This is a genomic window from Ferrigenium kumadai, from assembly GCF_018324385.1.
Classification (GTDB): Bacteria; Pseudomonadota; Gammaproteobacteria; order Burkholderiales; family Gallionellaceae; genus Gallionella; species Gallionella kumadai.
Genome location: NZ_AP019536.1, coordinates 97871 through 114702, shown reverse-complemented (window position 1 = coordinate 114702; position 16832 = coordinate 97871). Strand labels below are relative to the sequence as shown.

Genomic DNA, 16832 nt, shown 5'->3' with positions numbered 1-16832 from the left:
CATGAAAGCGATGATCCTTGCCGCCGGTCGCGGCGAGCGCATGAGACCGCTCACCGACCACACCCCCAAGCCCTTGCTGCCTGCAGGCGGCAAACCGCTGGTTGTGTGGCACATCGAACGGCTCGCGCGCGCTGGCATCACCGAGCTGGTCATCAACCATGCCCATCTGGGCATACAGATTGAAGAAGCCCTTGGGAATGGCCGTCAATTCGGCGTGCACATCGCTTACTCCGACGAAGGCAAGGCGCTGGAAACAGCAGGCGGTATCGCCAATGCGCTGCCACTGCTAGGCGACGAGCCCTTCACCGTGGTCAACGGCGACATCTGGTGCGACTACGATTTCGCGCGACTTCCTGCGCATGCGGCGGCCATGCGGGACAACGGTGACATGGCCCACCTCGTGCTGGTGGACAATCCGCCCCACCACCCGAACGGCGATTTCCTGTTGCACGACGGGCGTGTAGTGGAGTCCGCGCCAAGTGCCCAACACTCGAAACTCACCTTCAGCGGCATCGGCATCTACCAGCCCGCACTGTTCTCCGGCATCCCGCGCGGCAGCATCGCGCCGCTTGCCCCCTTGCTGCGCGGGCAGATCGCGCTCGGCAAAGTGAGCGGCGAACACCATCGCGGCCAGTGGGTGGACGTCGGCACGCCGCAACGCCTCGCCGAACTCGACAGCCAGATACGTTCGTCGCAAAATGCGGCCCATGCCTGATTCCTCCGTATACCGCCAACGCCGCGCGCGCCTGCTGGAGCAGATGCGCCGCGGCATCGCCGTGATTCCCACTGCGGAAGAAGTCGCGCGCAACGGCGACACGCACTATGCCTACCGGCACGACAGCAGTTTCTATTACCTCACCGGCTTTGCCGAACCCGAAGCGGTGCTGGTGCTGATCGCGGGCGACGAACCCCAATCCATCCTGTTCTGCCGCGAGAAGAACCTGGAACGCGAGATCTGGGACGGCTACCGCTGCGGGCCGGAAGCCGCGCAGGAACGCTACGGCTTCGATGCCACCTACGCAATCGAACAGCTCGACGAAAAACTGGCCGAGTTGCTGGGAAACCAGCCCACGCTGTTCTTCCCGCTCGGGGCGGACGCCGCGTGGGACCGGCGTTTGCTCGAATTACGCGGCAAGGTGCAGGCCAAGATACGCAGCGGCATCCGCGCGCCGGACGAGATCCGCGACGTGCGCGCCCAGCTCCACGAGATGCGTCTGGTCAAGGATGCGCATGAACTGGACATCATGCGCCGTGCCGCCGCCGTTTCCGCGCAGGCTCACCGCCGCGCCATGCGCCACACCCGCCCCGACCTTTACGAATATGAGATCGAGGCGGAGCTGCTGCACGAATTCTGCCGCCACGGTGCGCGGCACCAAGCCTACCCCGCCATCGTCGCCGGGGGCGCGAACGCCTGCGTGCTGCACTACGTCGAGAACAATGGACAACTCGGTGATGGCGACCTGCTGCTCATCGATGCGGGCTGCGAAGTGGAGGGCTATGCTGCCGACATCACGCGCACCTTCCCCGTCAACGGCAAGTTCAACGGCCCGCAAAAGGACGTGTACGAGATCGTGCTCGCCGCGCAAGCCGCCGCGATCGCCGCCGTCCGCTCCGGCAATGCCTGGGACGAGCCGCACAACGCCGCGCTGCGTGTGCTGGTACAGGGCTTCATCGACCTCAAGCTGTGCCGCGGAAGCGTGGACGGCGTGCTGGAAAGCGAGAGCTACAGGAAGTTCTACATGCACCGCACCGGGCACTGGCTCGGCATGGATGTGCACGATGTCGGCGATTACAAGGTCGACGACCGCTGGCGCAAGCTGCAGCCCGGCATGGTGCTGACCGTGGAACCCGGCTGCTACATCCGCCCCGCCGACGACGTGCCGCTCGCGCTGTGGAACATCGGCATCCGTATCGAGGACGACGTCGTCGTCACTGAACAGGGCAACGAAGTATTGACCGTGGCCGCGCCGAAGAGCGTGACCGACATCGAGGAGGCCATGCGCCATGACTGAACAATGCGATATCGCAATCATCGGTGGCGGCCCGGTGGGCGCCGCGCTGGCGCTTGCCCTGCGCGGCAGCGGCCTGGACGTCCGCGTACTGGAGGCACGCCCGGCTCAACTCGCCAGCGCCGATGCGCGCGCATTGGCCTTGTCCTACGGCAGCCGTTTGCTGCTGGCGCGCCTCGGCGTCTGGGATGCGATGCGCAGCGTCTCGGCGATCCGCACCATCCATGTCTCGCAGCGGCAAAGCTTCGGCCGCGCGGTGCTGCGCGCGGCAGAGATGAAGACGCCGGAACTCGGCTATGTGCTGCCCTACCCCGAACTGCACAACGCGCTGGACCAGGCCATGCGGCACAGCGACCTCAAAACGGTGTATGGGGCGAGCGTCACAGAACTGCAGGGCGAGACCGGACAGGCCGTCATCCGCTACCAGATCGATGGCACTGAAAACACGCTCCACACCCGCCTCGCGGTGGTGGCCGACGGCGGCAAACTCCTGGCGCAACGATTCCCGCCGGAGACCCGCGACTATGGCCAGAGCGCGCTCATCGCCCACGTCACCTGCGCCGCGCCGCTGTCCGACACCGCGTTCGAGCGCTTCACCGCTCAGGGACCTCTCGCGCTGCTGCCCTATCAGGGCGGCTATGAACTGGTGTGGACCGCACCGCACGACAAGGCGCAGGAAATGCTGGCCTGGGACGATGCGACCTTCCTCGCCAGGCTGCACGAACATTTCGGCGACCGCCTCGGCGCGTTCCTGAGCGTCAGCCAGCGCAGCTGTTTCGCCCTCGGCCTGCGGTGCGCCCCGCAACAGGTTCCCATGCCGCATACCGTACTGCTGGGCAACGCCGCGCAGACACTGCATCCCGTAGCGGGACAAGGCTTCAATATGGGCGTGCGCGACGCATGGGAGCTGGCGCAGGAGATACTCGATGCCGCACCTGAGATCCTGGGCACGGACGCGATGCTCGCCGCCTACTGCTCGCGGCGGCGCACCGACCGCGAGTCAGGCATCCGCTTCACCGACAGCCTGGTGCGCCTGTTCTCCAACGACCTGCCGCTGCTTTCCCCGGCGCGCGCCGCCACACTTTCTGCGCTGGACTGCCTGCCGTTCGCCAAGCGCTTCGTCGCGAAACGCATGATGTTCGGGGCGAACGGGTGACGGCTCCTCACACCGAAAAACTGGCCATCCTGTTCGCCGACATCAGCGGCAGCACCGCGCTTTACGACAAACTGGGGAATGAACCGGCCAGGCGTCTGGTGGCTGGCTGTCTGGCCACCATGGTGAAAGAAATGGCGGTGCATCGGGGCACCCTGATCAAGACCATAGGCGATGAGATCCTGTGCACCTTCCCGAATCCGGCCGCCGCGCTGGAAGCGGCCTGCGCGATGCAGAATGCGATCGAGAAGGAACGCCCGGGCGGCGAACAACCGATGTACATACGCGTGGGCTTCCACTATGGCGAAGTGATCTGCGAGGACGGCGACGTGTACGGCGACACAGTGAACATCGCCGCCCGCGTCGCCTCCATCACCCGTGCGCGCCAGATCATGACCACCCGGGCCGCGGCAAATGAGCTGCCGGATGATTTACGCAACAGGACCCGGCAGGTTATGCGCGCCGAATTTCGGGGTAAACAGGAAGCCTCCGATGTCTTTCTGGTTTCATGGGAGCGGGACGACACCATGAGTACCCGCATCGGCCTGCCGCGATTCCGCAAGCCGAGCGACGCGCGCAACGAACTCATGCTGCGCTACCACGGACAGACCACCGCCCTGAACGAACAGCACAGGAGCGCGGTGCTCGGCCGCGGCGAGGCCTGCGACCTCGTGATCAACAGCAGCTTCGCTTCGCGCCAGCATGCGCGCATCGAACTCAGCTTCAACAAGTTCATCATCGTCGACCACAGCGCCAACGGCACCTACATCCGATTCAGCGACGGCCAGGTGATCCCGCTCTCCCACGAACAGATCGTGTTGCACAAATCCGGCAGTATCAGCCTCGGCGAGCCGTTCTCGGACAACCCGGCCGAACTGGTCGAGTTCATCGTGCAGTAGGGATCTACAGTTCCGCCACCACAGGCGTATGGTCGGAAGGCCGCTCCAGCTTGCGCGGTGTGCGATCGATGATGCAGCCCCTGCACTTCGCAGCGAGCGCCTCGCTGATCAGGATGTGGTCGATGCGCAACCCCCTGTTGCGGCGGAACGCCATCATGCGGTAGTCCCACCAGGAATAGGATTTCTCCGCCTGCTCGAACAGCCGGAAGCTGTCGCGCAGTCCGAGCTGCAACAGGCTGCGGAACTGCTGGCGCTCCGGCTCGCTCACCAGCACGTTGCCTTCCCAGGCCTTGGGATCATAGACATCGGAGTCTTCCGGCGCGATGTTGTAGTCGCCCAGCAGCGCCAATTTCGGATATTTCGCCAACTCCCCGGCAAGCCAGGCACGGAGCGCCTCCAGCCATTTCAGCTTGTACTGGTACTTGTCGGAATCCACGCTTTGCCCGTTAGGCACATACACGCACACGACACGAACGCCGTTGATCGTGGCAGCGATGACGCGTTTCTGCTCGTCATCGAAACCGGGAATGCCGAACTGCACCTCGTCCAGCGGACCGCGGCTCAGGATCGCCACGCCGTTGTAGGTCTTCTGCCCGCTGAACACGGATTGGTAACCCGCCGCCAGCAGATCGGCCTGCGGAAAATCGGCATCCTGCTGCTTGGTCTCCTGCAGGCACAGCACCTCGACCGGATTGGCGGCGAGCCAGTCCAGCACCTGCGGCAGGCGTACCTTCAGCGAATTGACGTTCCAGGTGGCCAGCTTCATGGGGCGGGCGGGTTCGCCGGAGCGGCCTCGCTCGCGACAGCGGGAGCCGGCAGCACCGGAAGAGGACGATAGGATGCGGACTTCGGATAACCCGCGATGTCGAGTTCGTTATTCCAGCGACTGGCGCTGAAGCCGCTGATGAGCGTCTTGCCCACAGCCAGAACGGGCACCTTATCCCCGCCGGATGCGGCCTTGAATGCATCGATCTCTTCCCGGGTGACCAGGTTCTTTTCGCTGAACGGGATACCGCGTTTGATCAACAGTTCGCGCGCCTGCACGCAGAACTCGCCGCAGCCATCCCCTACATACAGCGTCACCGGAAAGTTCTGCTGCGCGCGGCGCGTCTCGTAAGGCATATCCGCGCTTGGCGCAACGACGTCGGTGAGCTTCTTTTCCTCGACCAGCGCGGCCGCAGGCGGCGGCGTATCGCCGTAATGCACCTTGCCCGCCTTATCCACCCAACGGTACAACTCCCCCGCCTGTGCGAACAATGATACCGCCAGCAGCCCACTCAACAGAATGATGCGTTTCATTTTGCCCTCCCCGGAAATCAGCCTTCCTCGATCAGCCCGTTGTGCCGCAACAGTGCGGCGATGCTCGGTTCGCGCCCGCGGAACGCGGTGAACGACTCCATCGCACCGCGGCTGCCGCCCATCGCCAGCACCTCGGCACGGAAGCGCGCGCCGATGTCCGGGTTCAGCACGCCGTGTTCTTCGAACAGGCTGTAGGCGTCGGCGGACAGCACCTCGGCCCACTTGTAGCTGTAATAGCCCGCCGCATAGCCGCCGGCGAAGATGTGCGAGAAGCTGTGCGGGAAACGGTTGAAGTCGGGCGGCATCAGCACCGCGACTTCGGCGCGCACCTCGTCGAGCAGCTGGAGTATCGTCTTGCCGCCACCTGCCTCGAAGCTGCTGTGCATCAACATGTCGAACAGCGAGAACTCGATCTGGCGTAGCGTCTGCAATCCGCTCTGGAAATTCTTCGCGGCCAGCATCTTGTCGAACAGCGCGCGCGGCAACTTCTCACCGCTATCAGCCTGACGCGTCATGCCCTGCACTACGTCCCACTCCCAGCAGAAGTTCTCCATGAACTGGCTGGGCAGCTCGACCGCATCCCACTCCACGCCGTTGATACCGGACACGCCGAGGTCTTCCACTTCGGTCAGCAGGTGGTGCAGGCCGTGGCCGAACTCGTGGAACAGCGTGATGACCTCATCGTGCGTGAAGGTCGCCGGCTTGCCGCCGACGGGCGCGGAGAAGTTGCAGTTGAGATACGCGACCGGCGTCTGGATGCCCTCTGCCTTGCGGCGGCGCGTGATCACATCGTCCATCCACGCCCCGCCGCGCTTGCTGTTGCGCGCGTACAGATCGAGGTAGAACTGGCCGACCAATTGTCCCTGCGCATCGCGGATGTCGAAGAAACGCACGCTCTCGTGCCACACCGGGGCGGAAGCCTGTGCGATGCTCAGGCCATACAGCGTCTCGACCAGACGGAACATGCCGAGCAACACGGCATCCTCGGGGAAATACTGCTTCACCTCCTGCTCGGAGAAGGCATAACGCTTTTCGCGCAGCTTCTCGCTGGCGTAGCCGATGTCCCAGGAATGCAGTTCAGACAGATCCAGTTCGTTGCGCGCGAACTCGCGCAATTCGGCGAGGTCCTTCTCGGCGAAGGGCCGCGCGCGCTGCGCCAGTTCACGCATGAACTGCACCACTTGCTGCGGTGTCTCCGCCATCTTGCTCGCCAGCGACAGCTCGCCGTAATTGGCGAAGCCGAGCAGCGCCGCCTCTTCGCCGCGCAGCTTGACGATCTCGTCCATCAGCGGGCCGTTGTCCAGCTTGGCGTCGCCGAACTCGCTGGCGCGCGTCGCATAGGCGCGGTACATCTTCTCGCGCAGTGCGCGGTTGTCGGCGTACTGCATCACCGGCATGTAGGACGGTGCCTTCAGCGTGAACAGCCAGCCGGTTTTGCCAGCCGCTTCGGCGGCCTCGCGCGCCGCTTGCAACACGTCCTCCGGCAGGCCGTTCAGTTCGTCGCGGTTCTCGATCACCAGGGTGTAGGCATTGGTCGCATCCAGCAGGTTGTCGGAGAAGCGCGACGACAGTTCCGCCAGTTTCTCCTGCACCTCCAGGTAGCGCGCCTTCTTGTCTTCCGGCAGCTCCGCGCCGCCGAGGCGGAAATCGCGCAGCTCGTTCTCGATGACCTTCTTGCGCGCACCGCTCAGCGTCCCGAACTCCGCGCTGTCGCGCAGCGCCTTGAATTTCTTGAACAGCGCGAGGTTCTGTCCCAGCTCCGCGTAATACTGGGTGATCTTCGGCAGCGTGGCGTTGTAGGCTTCGCGCAATTCCGGACTATTCATCACCGCGTTCAGATGCCCCACCGGCCCCCAGGCGCGCGACACGCGCTCGTTGGCATCCTCCATCGGCAGCACGAAGTCGTCCCAAGTCGGCGGCACATCGTCCGCGAGCAGTCGTTCCACCAGCGCGCGGTTCTCGTTCAGCAGCTGCTCGATGGCCGGAGCGACATGTTCGGGTTTGATCTCCGCAAAGCGCGGCAGACCTGTGAAGTCGAGTAATGGGTTCATGTGAAAACTCTGAGAATGAAACGAATTCTCCCCCTGTGTGGGGGAGACTGGATACATCAAGCCTGGTAGACCACCTGGCCATCGACCAGGGTATAGCGAACCTTGCCCTGCACTTCGTAGCCAGTGAACGGCGTGTTCTTGCCCTGGCTCTTCAGCGCGGCCGGCTCGACCTTCCACCAGGCCTCGGGGTCGAACACGCACAGGTCGGCGGCAGCACCCACGGCCAGATGGCCTGCATCCAGACCGAGAATACGGGCGGGAAGCAGCGTGGCCCTCGCCAACGCATCGGACAAGCCAAGCTTTTCCTGCTGCGCCCACTTCAGCACCAGCGGCAACAGCAGCTCCAGTCCGGTCGCGCCGGGTTCAGCCTCGGCGAACGGCAGCTGTTTGGCATCTTCGTCAACCGGCGCGTGGTTCGAGCAGATCGCGTCGATGGTGCCGTCCAGCAATCCGGAGCGCAGCGCGGCGCGGTCGTGCAGGCTGCGCAGCGGCGGCACCAGATGGCAATTCGGATCGAAGAAGCCGATGTCCATATCCGACAGGTGCACGTGGTTCATCGAGACGTCGCAAGTGACTTTCAGCCCCTGCTGCTTGGCAGCGCGGATCATCTCGACGCCCGCCGCGCTGGAGATGCGGCAGATATGCAGCCGCACGCCGGTGTCGCGTGCCAGTTGCAGCATTGTCGCCAGTGCGATGGTCTCGGCACTCACCGGGATCGCCGGCAAGCCGCAGCGCGTCGCCACCTCGCCATCGTGCGCCACGCCGTTCTTCGCGAGGAAGCTGTCCTGCGGGCGCATCCATACCGGATAATCGAAGGTCGCGGCATACTGCATGGCGCGCATCATCACGCGCGTGTCGGTCAGCGGCGCGTCAGCCTGGCTGAACGCCACGCAACCCGCGTCGACCAGTTCGGCCATCTCAGTCAGTTCCTGTCCCTTAAGCCCCGCGGTCAGCGCGCCGACCGGATAGACGCGCGCCTGGTTCAGGTTGCGCGCACGGTGCTTGAGCATCTCCACCAGGCCCGGCTCGTCCAGCGCCGGGTCGGTGTCCGGCGGGCAGGCGAGGCTGGTGACACCGCCGGCGACCGCCGCATCCATCTCGGATTCCAGCGTCGCCATGTATTCGTAGCCCGGCTCGCGCAGCCGCGCCGCGAGATCGATCAGGCCGGGAGCGACGACCAGTCCGCTGGCGTCGATCACCTTGTCCGCGGCGAAACTCGCCGGTGCGCTACCGATCGACGCGATCTTGCCCGCAGCGATGAATACATCCTGCTGTGCGTCAATCTTGTTCTTCGGGTCGATCAGGCGACCATTTTTGATCTGAATATTCATTGTTTGCCCCCTGCGAGGATGCTCATCACGGCCATGCGCACCGCGATACCGAAGGTCACCTGCGACAGGATCACGGAGCGCGGGCCGTCGGCGACTCGCGAGTCGATCTCGACACCGCGGTTCATCGGGCCGGGGTGCATCACGATGGCATCGTCTTTCGCATGCGCCAGCTTCTCTTCGGTGAGGCCGTAGTTCTTGAAGTATTCCTGCGCCGAGGGAAGCGCCGCGCCCTGCATGCGTTCGTTCTGCAGGCGCAGCATCAGCACCACGTCGACGTCCTTCAAACCCTGCGCCATGTCGTGATAGACCTGCACGCCGAGGTTCTCCACCATGGTCGGCAGCAGCGTCTTCGGCGCGATCACGCGCACTTCCGGCACGCCCAGTGTGGTCAGCGCATGGATCTGCGAACGCGCCACGCGCGAGTGCAGCACGTCGCCGACGATGGCGACGCGCAGGTTGTGGAATTCCTTCTTGTAGTGGCGGATGGTGAACATGTCCAGCAGCGCCTGCGTCGGGTGCGCGTGGCGGCCGTCGCCCGCATTGACGACATGGATGTCCGGCGCGACGTGGCGCGCGATCAGGTGCGCTGCGCCCGACTGCGCGTGCCGCACCACAAACATGTCGGCATGCATCGCGCACAGGTTGTCCACGGTATCCAGCAGGGTCTCGCCCTTGCTGGTGGAAGAAGAGCCGATGTTGAGGTTGACCACGTCTGCAGACAGACGCTTCGCGGCGATCTCGAAGGTGGTGCGCGTGCGCGTGCTGTTCTCGAAGAAGATGTTGAACACCGACTTGCCGTGCAGCAGTGGCACCTTCTTGATCTCGTGCCCGTCGGTGGTATCGAGAAACGTCGCGGCGCGGTCGAGGATGTCGCGCATGATGCGCGCGGGCAGGCCCTCGGTGGTCAGCAGGTGCTGGAGTTCACCGTTCTTGTTTAACTGGGGATTGTTCATTGACACCTCGAAAATCTATTTCTCATCGCGCCTTGACGGTTCGCGGACGAGAAGCCTTCCCGCCGAGGGTTCGTCAAAATACGCTTGCAATATTTGTTGCGCGGCATACTGGTCGAGCACGGCCGTCTGCTTCCTGCCGTAGATGCCGGCCTCGTCCAGCCGCGCACTTGCGGCGAGCGAAGTATACCGCTCATCGACCAGTATCGTGGGCAGATTGAACCGCCCCTTGAGGCGGTTGGCGAAGCGGCGGCACAGCGCGGTCAGCTCGTGCGGCGTGCCGTCGTCGTTGCACGGCAGGCCCACCACCAGCGCGGCGGGCTGCCATTCGGCGATCAGCGCCGCGATCTTCGCGAATCGCGTGTCGTTCTTCTCGTCATCAATGGTGGTCAGCGGATTGGCCTGGCACAGCAGGGTATTGCCCATTGCGACACCTATGCGTCTGGTGCCGAAATCGAATCCCAACAACGTACCGGACGGAGTGAAGGTCGCCATGCCCTCAGGCATGCCCGGCCTCTTCCGACAGAGTCGCGTAATCGATCCCCAGCAGCGCCATCGCCGCAGGCAGGCGTTCTTCCGCAGGCAGGTCGAACAGGATATGTTCGGAGGCGGGTACGGACAGCCAGGCGTTCTCGCTCATCTCATGCTCCAGCTGCCCCTGGTCCCAGCCCGCATAGCCCAGCGTCACGAGCAGATGGCGCGGCCCCTTGCCCTCGCCAAGGGCTTCGAGGATATCCTTGGAAGTGGTCAGCGTCAGCTTGTCGTTGATGCGCAACGACGACTGCCACTCGCCCTCGGTGTCGTGCAGCACGAAGCCGCGCTCGGTCTGCACCGGTCCGCCGAAATGGAGCGGCATCTTCTGCAGCTTGGGCTCGTGCAGCGGGACGTGGATCTGGTCGAACATCTCCCCCAGCGTCAGACTGATCGGCTTGTTCACCACGATGCCCAGTGCACCATTCTCGTTGTGCTCGCAGATATAGGTCAGCGTGCCGCCAAAGACGCCTTCCTGCTGCGAAGGCATGGCGATGAGAAAATGGTTGGTGAGGTTGAAGTCGGACATGGCGGCATTGTAGCCTTCCGGCTCAGCCTTCACAAATCGGCTTGGGACCTGAGTTGCGGGAGGAATTCACCCCAACTCGGGCAGCGGGGCGAAGCCGGCTATCCATTGCAGCAATTCCTCTTCCTGGTAGGGCTTGCCGAGATAGGCGTTCGCGCCCAATTGCAGCGCATGGTCGCGGTGTTTGTCCGCCGCGCGCGAGGTGATCATGATGATGGGCAGGTTCTGCGTCGTGGGATCGCGGCGCAACTGCCGGGTCAGTTCGAAGCCATCCATGCGCGGCATCTCGATGTCGAGCAGCATCACGGACGGGCGGATCTCCACCAGCTGCTCCAGCGCATCCACACCATCCTTCGCCGTCGCCACCTGGTAGCCGGCCCGCTTCAGCAGATGGGTGGTGACCTTGCGCACTGTCAACGAGTCGTCCACCACCATCACCAGCGGTCGCGAGCGCGGGAAATCAGAGCCGGCTTTGGCCGCCTCGCCGTTGCGCTGAACCAGCCGTACCGGATTCAGGATCAGCGTCACCGCCCCGCTGCCCAGCACGGTCGCACCGGCAATCCATTCCAACCGCGCCAGTTGGGGGCCGGCGTTCTTCACCACTGCTTCGTGGCTGCCTTGCAACTCGTCGATATGCAATGCGAGGCGCTGCTCGCCGCTGCGCAGCAGCAACACCGCGTTGCGCGGCAGGCTCTCAGGCATGCGCGCCGCGTCGCCCAGCAGGTGCGGCAGGTAATGGAGCGGATATATCCTTTCCTGCCATACGATCTGGCGGTCGTTATACAGCTGCGCCAGTTCCGGCGCTGCCACCTGCCGCACCTGCTCGACCAGAACTGCCGGGATCGCATAACTCGCCTCGCCGGAACGCACCGTCAGCATCTGCGCGACGGCCAGCGCAAGCGGCAAATGAATGGTGAACTGCGTGCCCTGCCCGCTCTTCGAGCTGACATCGATGCGCCCGCCCAGGGCGTCGACCTCGGTGCGCACCACGTCCAGGCCGACACCTCGCCCCGCGACCTCGCTCACTTCAGCCGCGGTGGAAAGGCCGGGCACGAATATCAGCTGCGCCAGCCGGTCATCGCTCGCGGCCTCGTCCTGCCGCATCAATCCCAGTTCCAGCGCCTTCTCGCGCAGGGCTGCGAAATTCAGCCCCGCGCCGTCGTCGCTGAATTCGAACACGACCTCGTTGTTTTCCTGACGCAGGCCCAGACGGATCTCGCCGATGGGCGACTTGCCGTGGCGGATGCGTACCGGCTCGCTTTCCAGGCCATGCACGATGGCATTGCGCAACAGATGTTCGATCGGAGCGGTCATCTGTTCCAGGATGCGGCGGTCCACTTCCACGCCGGCACCCGGCAATTCCAGGTTGGCGCGCTTGTTCAATTCCTTCGCCGTCTGGCGCACGATGCGATACAGGCGCTCACCGATGCTGGCAAGAGGAACCATACGCACGCTCATCAGGGTTTGCTGCAGCTCACGGCCGGCATGCGCCTGCACCGACATCGCCGCGACGGTCTCGTCGAGATCCTTCTGCAGCGACTGCTGCACGGTCTGCACGTCGTGCATGCTTTCGTCCATGAAGCGCGTCAGTTCCTGCAAACGGCTGAATCGGTCGAGCTCGAGCGGATCGAAGTGCCCCGCACCGTCGCTACCCGATGGGGAATGCGCCTGCATCTGGCTCTCGGCCTGGATCTCCACCTCGCGCATCTGTTTGCGCAACCGCGCCGCGATATCGTTCAGTTCCAGCAGTTCTTTCTTGAAAGCATGCAGTTCCGTATCCATGCTCGAACGCGCCACACCGATTTCCCCCGCCTCGCTCACCAGGCGATCCAGCACCTCGGACCGCACGCGCAGCATATTGCCGGACAAGGCCTGCTCCATATCGGATTCCCGCACGCGGTCTCCCGCGCGCCGCCCGGTCAAAGCCGCTCCGATAGTCCGCAATTCTTCGAGCAAGCTTGCGATGCGGCCGAAATCGCCGTTGAGCGCATCCCAGAATGAAGCCTGCGTGCGCGCCTGCGCATGGCGCTCGTCATCCGGCGATTCGCGCCAGGCCCGCAGCACCGCATCTATCTTCCGGCCAAGGTCGTCCGCCTCTTCCAGGAACACCGGGAGCAACTGGGCATCCACGTCGTCGCGCACCTGCGTCCCGGCCGGAGATCCCCGCTCTTCGCCCTGCCGCGAATCATCAGCCGCCTGCGCATATCCATCCGACTGCAACCGCCGCACCAGACCGGGTTGCGCCTGCGGCATGCGCTGCTCGCTGACGCTTTGCGCCATCCCTTCAAGCGCGGTGACAGTCTGTTCCAGCAACTCGAACTGGGCGGCATCCGGTTCGAACGTCGTGTCCTTGCGCACCCGCAACCAGTCCTCCAGTGTGGCGGCCAGCTCGACAACCGAGAGAACCTTCAGTGGACGGTTCGCCTCGGCAAGGGCATGGGCGGCATAGATGAACTGGGACGGCACTGCGCGCGTGGCCTTGAACGCGGTGAAATGCTGGCGCAGGGCGCGCGCATAGTGCAGCGCCTCTTCGCTGGCCACCTCGAACAGCATGGTCGGATGCGCGATGTCGCCGCCAAACGGTTGCGCCGACACGGCAACGGGCGGCACGGCCGCAGGCAACTCGACCGCGGGCGTTGGCTGCGCAGCGATGGACTGGGTGACGGCTTCTGAAGCGGAACCTTGCTCGATCTGCCCGGCCAGCACAACCAGCTGCTCCGCCTCGATGCGCGCTTCGCCCCGGCGCGCCAGTTCCGCCACCCAGCCCGCGAAGGACTGTGCCGCGGTGCCGACGAAATCGAGCAGTTCCGGTGTGGCCGGTTTGTTGTCCTGCAACCACTTGTTCAACGCACGTTCGACACACCACGCCACTTCGCCCAGCTCGTTCAGGCCGACCATGCGCCCGCTACCCTTCAGAGTGTGGAAGCCGCGGCGGATGATGGCCAGCGGCTCGCGGCTGCCGGGCTGCGCTTGGCAAACTTCGAGGTTGTCGCGCATGCTGTCCAGCACCTCGCGCGCCTCTTCCAGGAACACCTCCAGCAATTCCTGCTCTTCGCCTGCCGGCCGAGGCGCGACAGCAGCCTTGGGGGCCACGGCCTCCGGCGCTTGGGGCAAGCTGGATAGTCCGGTCAACGCCGCAATCAACGCCGCTGCGTCCGGCACCTGTCCCAGCGTCAGGCGTTGCAGACCCTCTTCCAGCGCACTCATCCCGGCGGACAAGGCCTGACGCATCTCCGGCTGCATGGTCTTGCCCTGCGCGCCAAGACTGTTGCGGATGGCCAGCGACAGCTGCGCCGCCTCGTCCAGAGACAAGATGCACAGGCCGCCGTGTATCTGACCAAGCAGGCGTTGCAGGCCGGACGATCCGCCGTGCCCGGCTCCGCCCGGCAAGGCATCCAGCGCCTGACCGGCCTGCTGGAGATTCGCGAGCATCTCCTTCGCTAATGGAACCACTGCATCGTCCTGTTCCATCCGGCAATGCAGCTCGACCAGCTCCGCCAGCGCATCCTCCGGCTGTCCGCCCAGCGCTGCCTGCATGCGCCCGGACAGGATGCGCACCTGCTCATGGAAGCCGCGATCCAGACGGAGATAATGCGCGATCCCCTGGCCCAGCAACAGCAACGCCATTGCCATGTCCATGGCGAGCGGCCGCGCGCTGTCCGGCACACCGAGTTGTTTTGCACAGGAATGGATCTGTTGCGCCAGATCTTGCAAGGTACCCCGATCGAGCCTGTCGGCCTGCGATGCGAGTTGCCCGGCACATGCCGCGAATTCCGTTCGCGCGGCCGCATCGCCCCGTACGAATCTTTCCCAGCTTTCCTCGGCCCGTCGCAATTGCAACAGCATGCCGTCGAGCGCTTGCGCGGCATCTTTTGCCGGCTTCGTCAGTTCCGGAAAATACCGCTCCAGCCGGTAGACCCGCTTGATCTCCGCGGCCGTGTCGCTCACGGCATGGCAACACCCGATCAGGTAGAGCATCTCGTTCATGATCGCCTGCTCATCGCCGTCATGGCCTTCGGCGACATTGCGCAACTGCTGGTCTATCCGGCCGAGCAGCCTGCGTGCGTCCAGGTCGGGAGGCAATCCTTGCTGCCCCAGGCAGTCGAGCAGCCCGTGGGCCACCCACCAGAAGGCACGGCTTTCATCCTGGGGGAGGCAGTGCAATGCCTCCGTGACGGCCTGCTGCATCGCCTGCAACGCACCGTGCACATCGTCCTTTCGCAACCATTGCAGCAGGCCGCGCTGGTATTGGCTGCGCGCGGCCTTCAAGCGGACAGGCGCATCGCCGGGTGGCGGGCTCTCCAGCACCTCGGCGGGCAGCCGCACCGCCAGTTCCGGCTCGAAAGATATCTGGTTGTCCATTACAGTTTGAAGCCCGCCACCGACCCCTTCAGGTCGGCAGCGAGGCTGGTCAGCTGGGCGATGGAATTGGCCGTCAGCCTCGTGCCGTCGGTGGTCTGCCGGGTGATATGCAGGATGTCCTGCATCGCCTTGGCCAACTGACCGGCCATTCCGGCCTGCACCTGCATGGAAGCCGAAATGCCGCCGATCAAAGCTGCCAGTTCATTGGACACCTGCTCGATCTCGCGCAGCGACTGGCCGCCCATTTCCGCAAGCTGGGCGCCTTCCACCACGCCCAGCGTGCTCTTCTCCATCGCCTCCACCGCATCCTGGGTATCGCCCTGGATGGCCTTCACCAGCACGCCGATCTGTTTGGCCGCCTCGGCAGAACGCTCCGCCAGGTTCTGCACCTCTTCCGCCACCACCGCGAACCCTTGTCCGCTCTCGCCAGCAGAAGCGGCCTGGATCGCAGCATTCAGCGCCAGCACATTGGTCTGCTCGGTGATGTCGGAGATCAGGCTCACGATCTCGCCGATCTCCTGCGAGCTTTCGCCCAGCCGCTTGATGCGCTTGGCCGTCTCCTGGATCTGCTCGCGTATGCCGTCCATGCCGGCCATGGTGTTGCGCACCGCCAGCGCCCCCTGCCCGGTCGCCGCCAGGGTGCGGTGCGCCACGTCGGCGGACTGCGCGGCGCCGGCGTCCACATCACGGATCAGCTCGGCCATCCGGTGCACGGCCGCGCCGGCTTCCTGGATATCCTGCGCCTGTTTCCGGGCCGCCTCCAGCAGGCCCTTGGATATCTGTTCCGCCTGTTGCGTCGCGCGCCCCACCTGTTCGGACGCGTCGTTGATGCGTCCCACCAGTTTGCTCAACGCTTCGGCGGTATGGTTCACCGATTCGGCGATCGCGCCGGTGATGTCTTCCGATACCGTGGCGCGGACGGTCAGATCGCCGCTCGCCAATTCGTTCAGCTCCGCCATCAGGCGCCGGACCGCCTCCTGGTTCCGCCGGTTGGCGCTTTCCGCTTCCTCGGCGCGCTGTCGCGTATCGTCGAGATAGACCTTCGCCAGCACGAGCAACTGCAGCAACGCCAGCGTACCGGCGAATGCCGCGACCACACCGGAGAGGCGAGCCGTCCAGTCGGCCTGGTAAGCATCGACCAGCTGCTGGCTCTGCGCCTGCACCAGGTCGATGTTCTCCAGGATGGCCTTGACCGCGGCTTTCACCCGCTCCAGTTCGCCTGCCTGCGCGGCCAGTTGCTCCGCGGAAGCGCCGGCTGTTGATGCCAGCAGAGCGGGGCGCCCCTGCTCAAGCCTCTGCACATTCAGCAGGGTATTGTTCGCGCTCGCCATCAACTCATCCAGCACTTTCCGCGCCGCGCCTGCCGTTGCCGGCAAGCTGCCGTCCCCCCGGTCCAGCAAGCGCAAGATGCCGGCGAAACTCTCCCTGCCCTGCGACAGGGCCTGAAACGCTGCTGCGTCCCCCGACGCGCAAAGTTGCGCGTCCTTGGCCAGACGCTGCGACAGCATCAGCAGCTTGCCGGACTGCGTCAGGTAGCGTGCGGTATGCGCCGCTTCGCGATTGTCGATGTACGCGGCGACGGCGGCGACGATGAAAAACACCACCAGCGAACCGCCCAGCAGCCTGATCTTCCGGGCGGCCGGAAACAGCCCCCGACGCGGCCCAGCGGGTGATTCGAATCCTGGCGATGTCGGTTTGAATATCATCTTTTTTCGTGTCCG

The 16832-nt window shown here is 64.6% G+C and carries 13 protein-coding genes; 4 read left to right on the top strand and 9 right to left on the bottom strand.

Annotation, left to right across the window (positions count from 1 at the left end; translation table 11 throughout):
• Position 1 precedes the first annotated feature (1 nt).
• The 4 genes from murU to FGKAn22_RS00500 are packed head-to-tail and all read left to right on the top strand — an operon-like array spanning position 2 to position 4061.
• A complete protein-coding gene (gene murU, locus FGKAn22_RS00515; protein WP_212786054.1) occupies positions 2-715 on the top strand; it encodes an N-acetylmuramate alpha-1-phosphate uridylyltransferase MurU in 714 nt (237 codons plus the stop codon).
• A complete protein-coding gene (gene pepP, locus FGKAn22_RS00510) occupies positions 708-2012 on the top strand; it encodes a Xaa-Pro aminopeptidase (RefSeq protein WP_212786053.1) in 1305 nt (434 codons plus the stop codon). Before murU ends, pepP begins: the two co-directional genes overlap by 8 nt.
• On the top strand, positions 2005-3165 hold the full coding sequence (locus FGKAn22_RS00505) for an FAD-dependent monooxygenase (protein WP_212786052.1): 1161 nt from the start codon (positions 2005-2007) through the stop codon (positions 3163-3165). The genes pepP and FGKAn22_RS00505 overlap by 8 nt, the downstream gene beginning before the upstream one ends.
• Positions 3162-4061 carry an adenylate/guanylate cyclase domain-containing protein gene (locus FGKAn22_RS00500; RefSeq protein ID WP_212786051.1) on the top strand — a complete coding sequence of 300 codons (900 nt, stop codon included), beginning with the start codon at positions 3162-3164 and terminating at the stop codon, positions 4059-4061. The genes FGKAn22_RS00505 and FGKAn22_RS00500 overlap by 4 nt, the downstream gene beginning before the upstream one ends.
• Positions 4062-4065: 4 nt before the next feature.
• Here the strand turns inward: FGKAn22_RS00500 and xth are convergent, their stop codons facing one another.
• The 9 genes from xth to FGKAn22_RS00455 all read right to left on the bottom strand — a co-directional run bounded on the left by xth (position 4066) and on the right by FGKAn22_RS00455 (position 16817).
• On the bottom strand, positions 4066-4827 hold the full coding sequence (xth, locus tag FGKAn22_RS00495; protein WP_212786050.1) for an exodeoxyribonuclease III: 762 nt from the start codon (positions 4825-4827) through the stop codon (positions 4066-4068).
• Complete coding sequence (locus tag FGKAn22_RS00490; RefSeq protein ID WP_212786049.1) at positions 4824-5360, bottom strand: glutaredoxin family protein; 537 nt, start codon at positions 5358-5360, stop codon at positions 4824-4826. The genes xth and FGKAn22_RS00490 overlap by 4 nt, the downstream gene beginning before the upstream one ends.
• 17 nt (positions 5361-5377) lie before the next feature.
• Positions 5378-7411 carry a M3 family metallopeptidase gene (locus FGKAn22_RS00485; protein WP_212786048.1) on the bottom strand — a complete coding sequence of 678 codons (2034 nt, stop codon included), beginning with the start codon at positions 7409-7411 and terminating at the stop codon, positions 5378-5380.
• Between the two features lie 56 nt (positions 7412-7467).
• Entirely contained in the window at positions 7468-8742 is a 1275-nt protein-coding gene (locus FGKAn22_RS00480; protein ID WP_212786047.1) for a dihydroorotase, read from the bottom strand.
• A complete protein-coding gene (locus FGKAn22_RS00475) occupies positions 8739-9695 on the bottom strand; it encodes an aspartate carbamoyltransferase catalytic subunit (RefSeq protein ID WP_212786046.1) in 957 nt (318 codons plus the stop codon). The genes FGKAn22_RS00480 and FGKAn22_RS00475 overlap by 4 nt, the downstream gene beginning before the upstream one ends.
• A gap of 15 nt (positions 9696-9710) precedes the next feature.
• Entirely contained in the window at positions 9711-10199 is a 489-nt protein-coding gene (ruvX, locus tag FGKAn22_RS00470) for a Holliday junction resolvase RuvX (protein ID WP_212786045.1), read from the bottom strand.
• Positions 10192-10752 (bottom strand): YqgE/AlgH family protein, encoded by a 561-nt coding sequence (locus tag FGKAn22_RS00465; RefSeq protein ID WP_212786044.1) that lies wholly within the window; start codon positions 10750-10752, stop codon positions 10192-10194. The genes ruvX and FGKAn22_RS00465 overlap by 8 nt, the downstream gene beginning before the upstream one ends.
• A 66-nt stretch (positions 10753-10818) precedes the next feature.
• Entirely contained in the window at positions 10819-15111 is a 4293-nt protein-coding gene (locus FGKAn22_RS00460) for a hybrid sensor histidine kinase/response regulator (RefSeq protein WP_212786043.1), read from the bottom strand.
• Positions 15111-16817, bottom strand: coding sequence for a methyl-accepting chemotaxis protein (locus FGKAn22_RS00455; RefSeq protein ID WP_212786042.1), 1707 nt, complete (start codon positions 16815-16817; stop codon positions 15111-15113). Before FGKAn22_RS00455 ends, FGKAn22_RS00460 begins: the two co-directional genes overlap by 1 nt.
• Between the last annotated feature and the right edge of the window lie 15 nt (positions 16818-16832).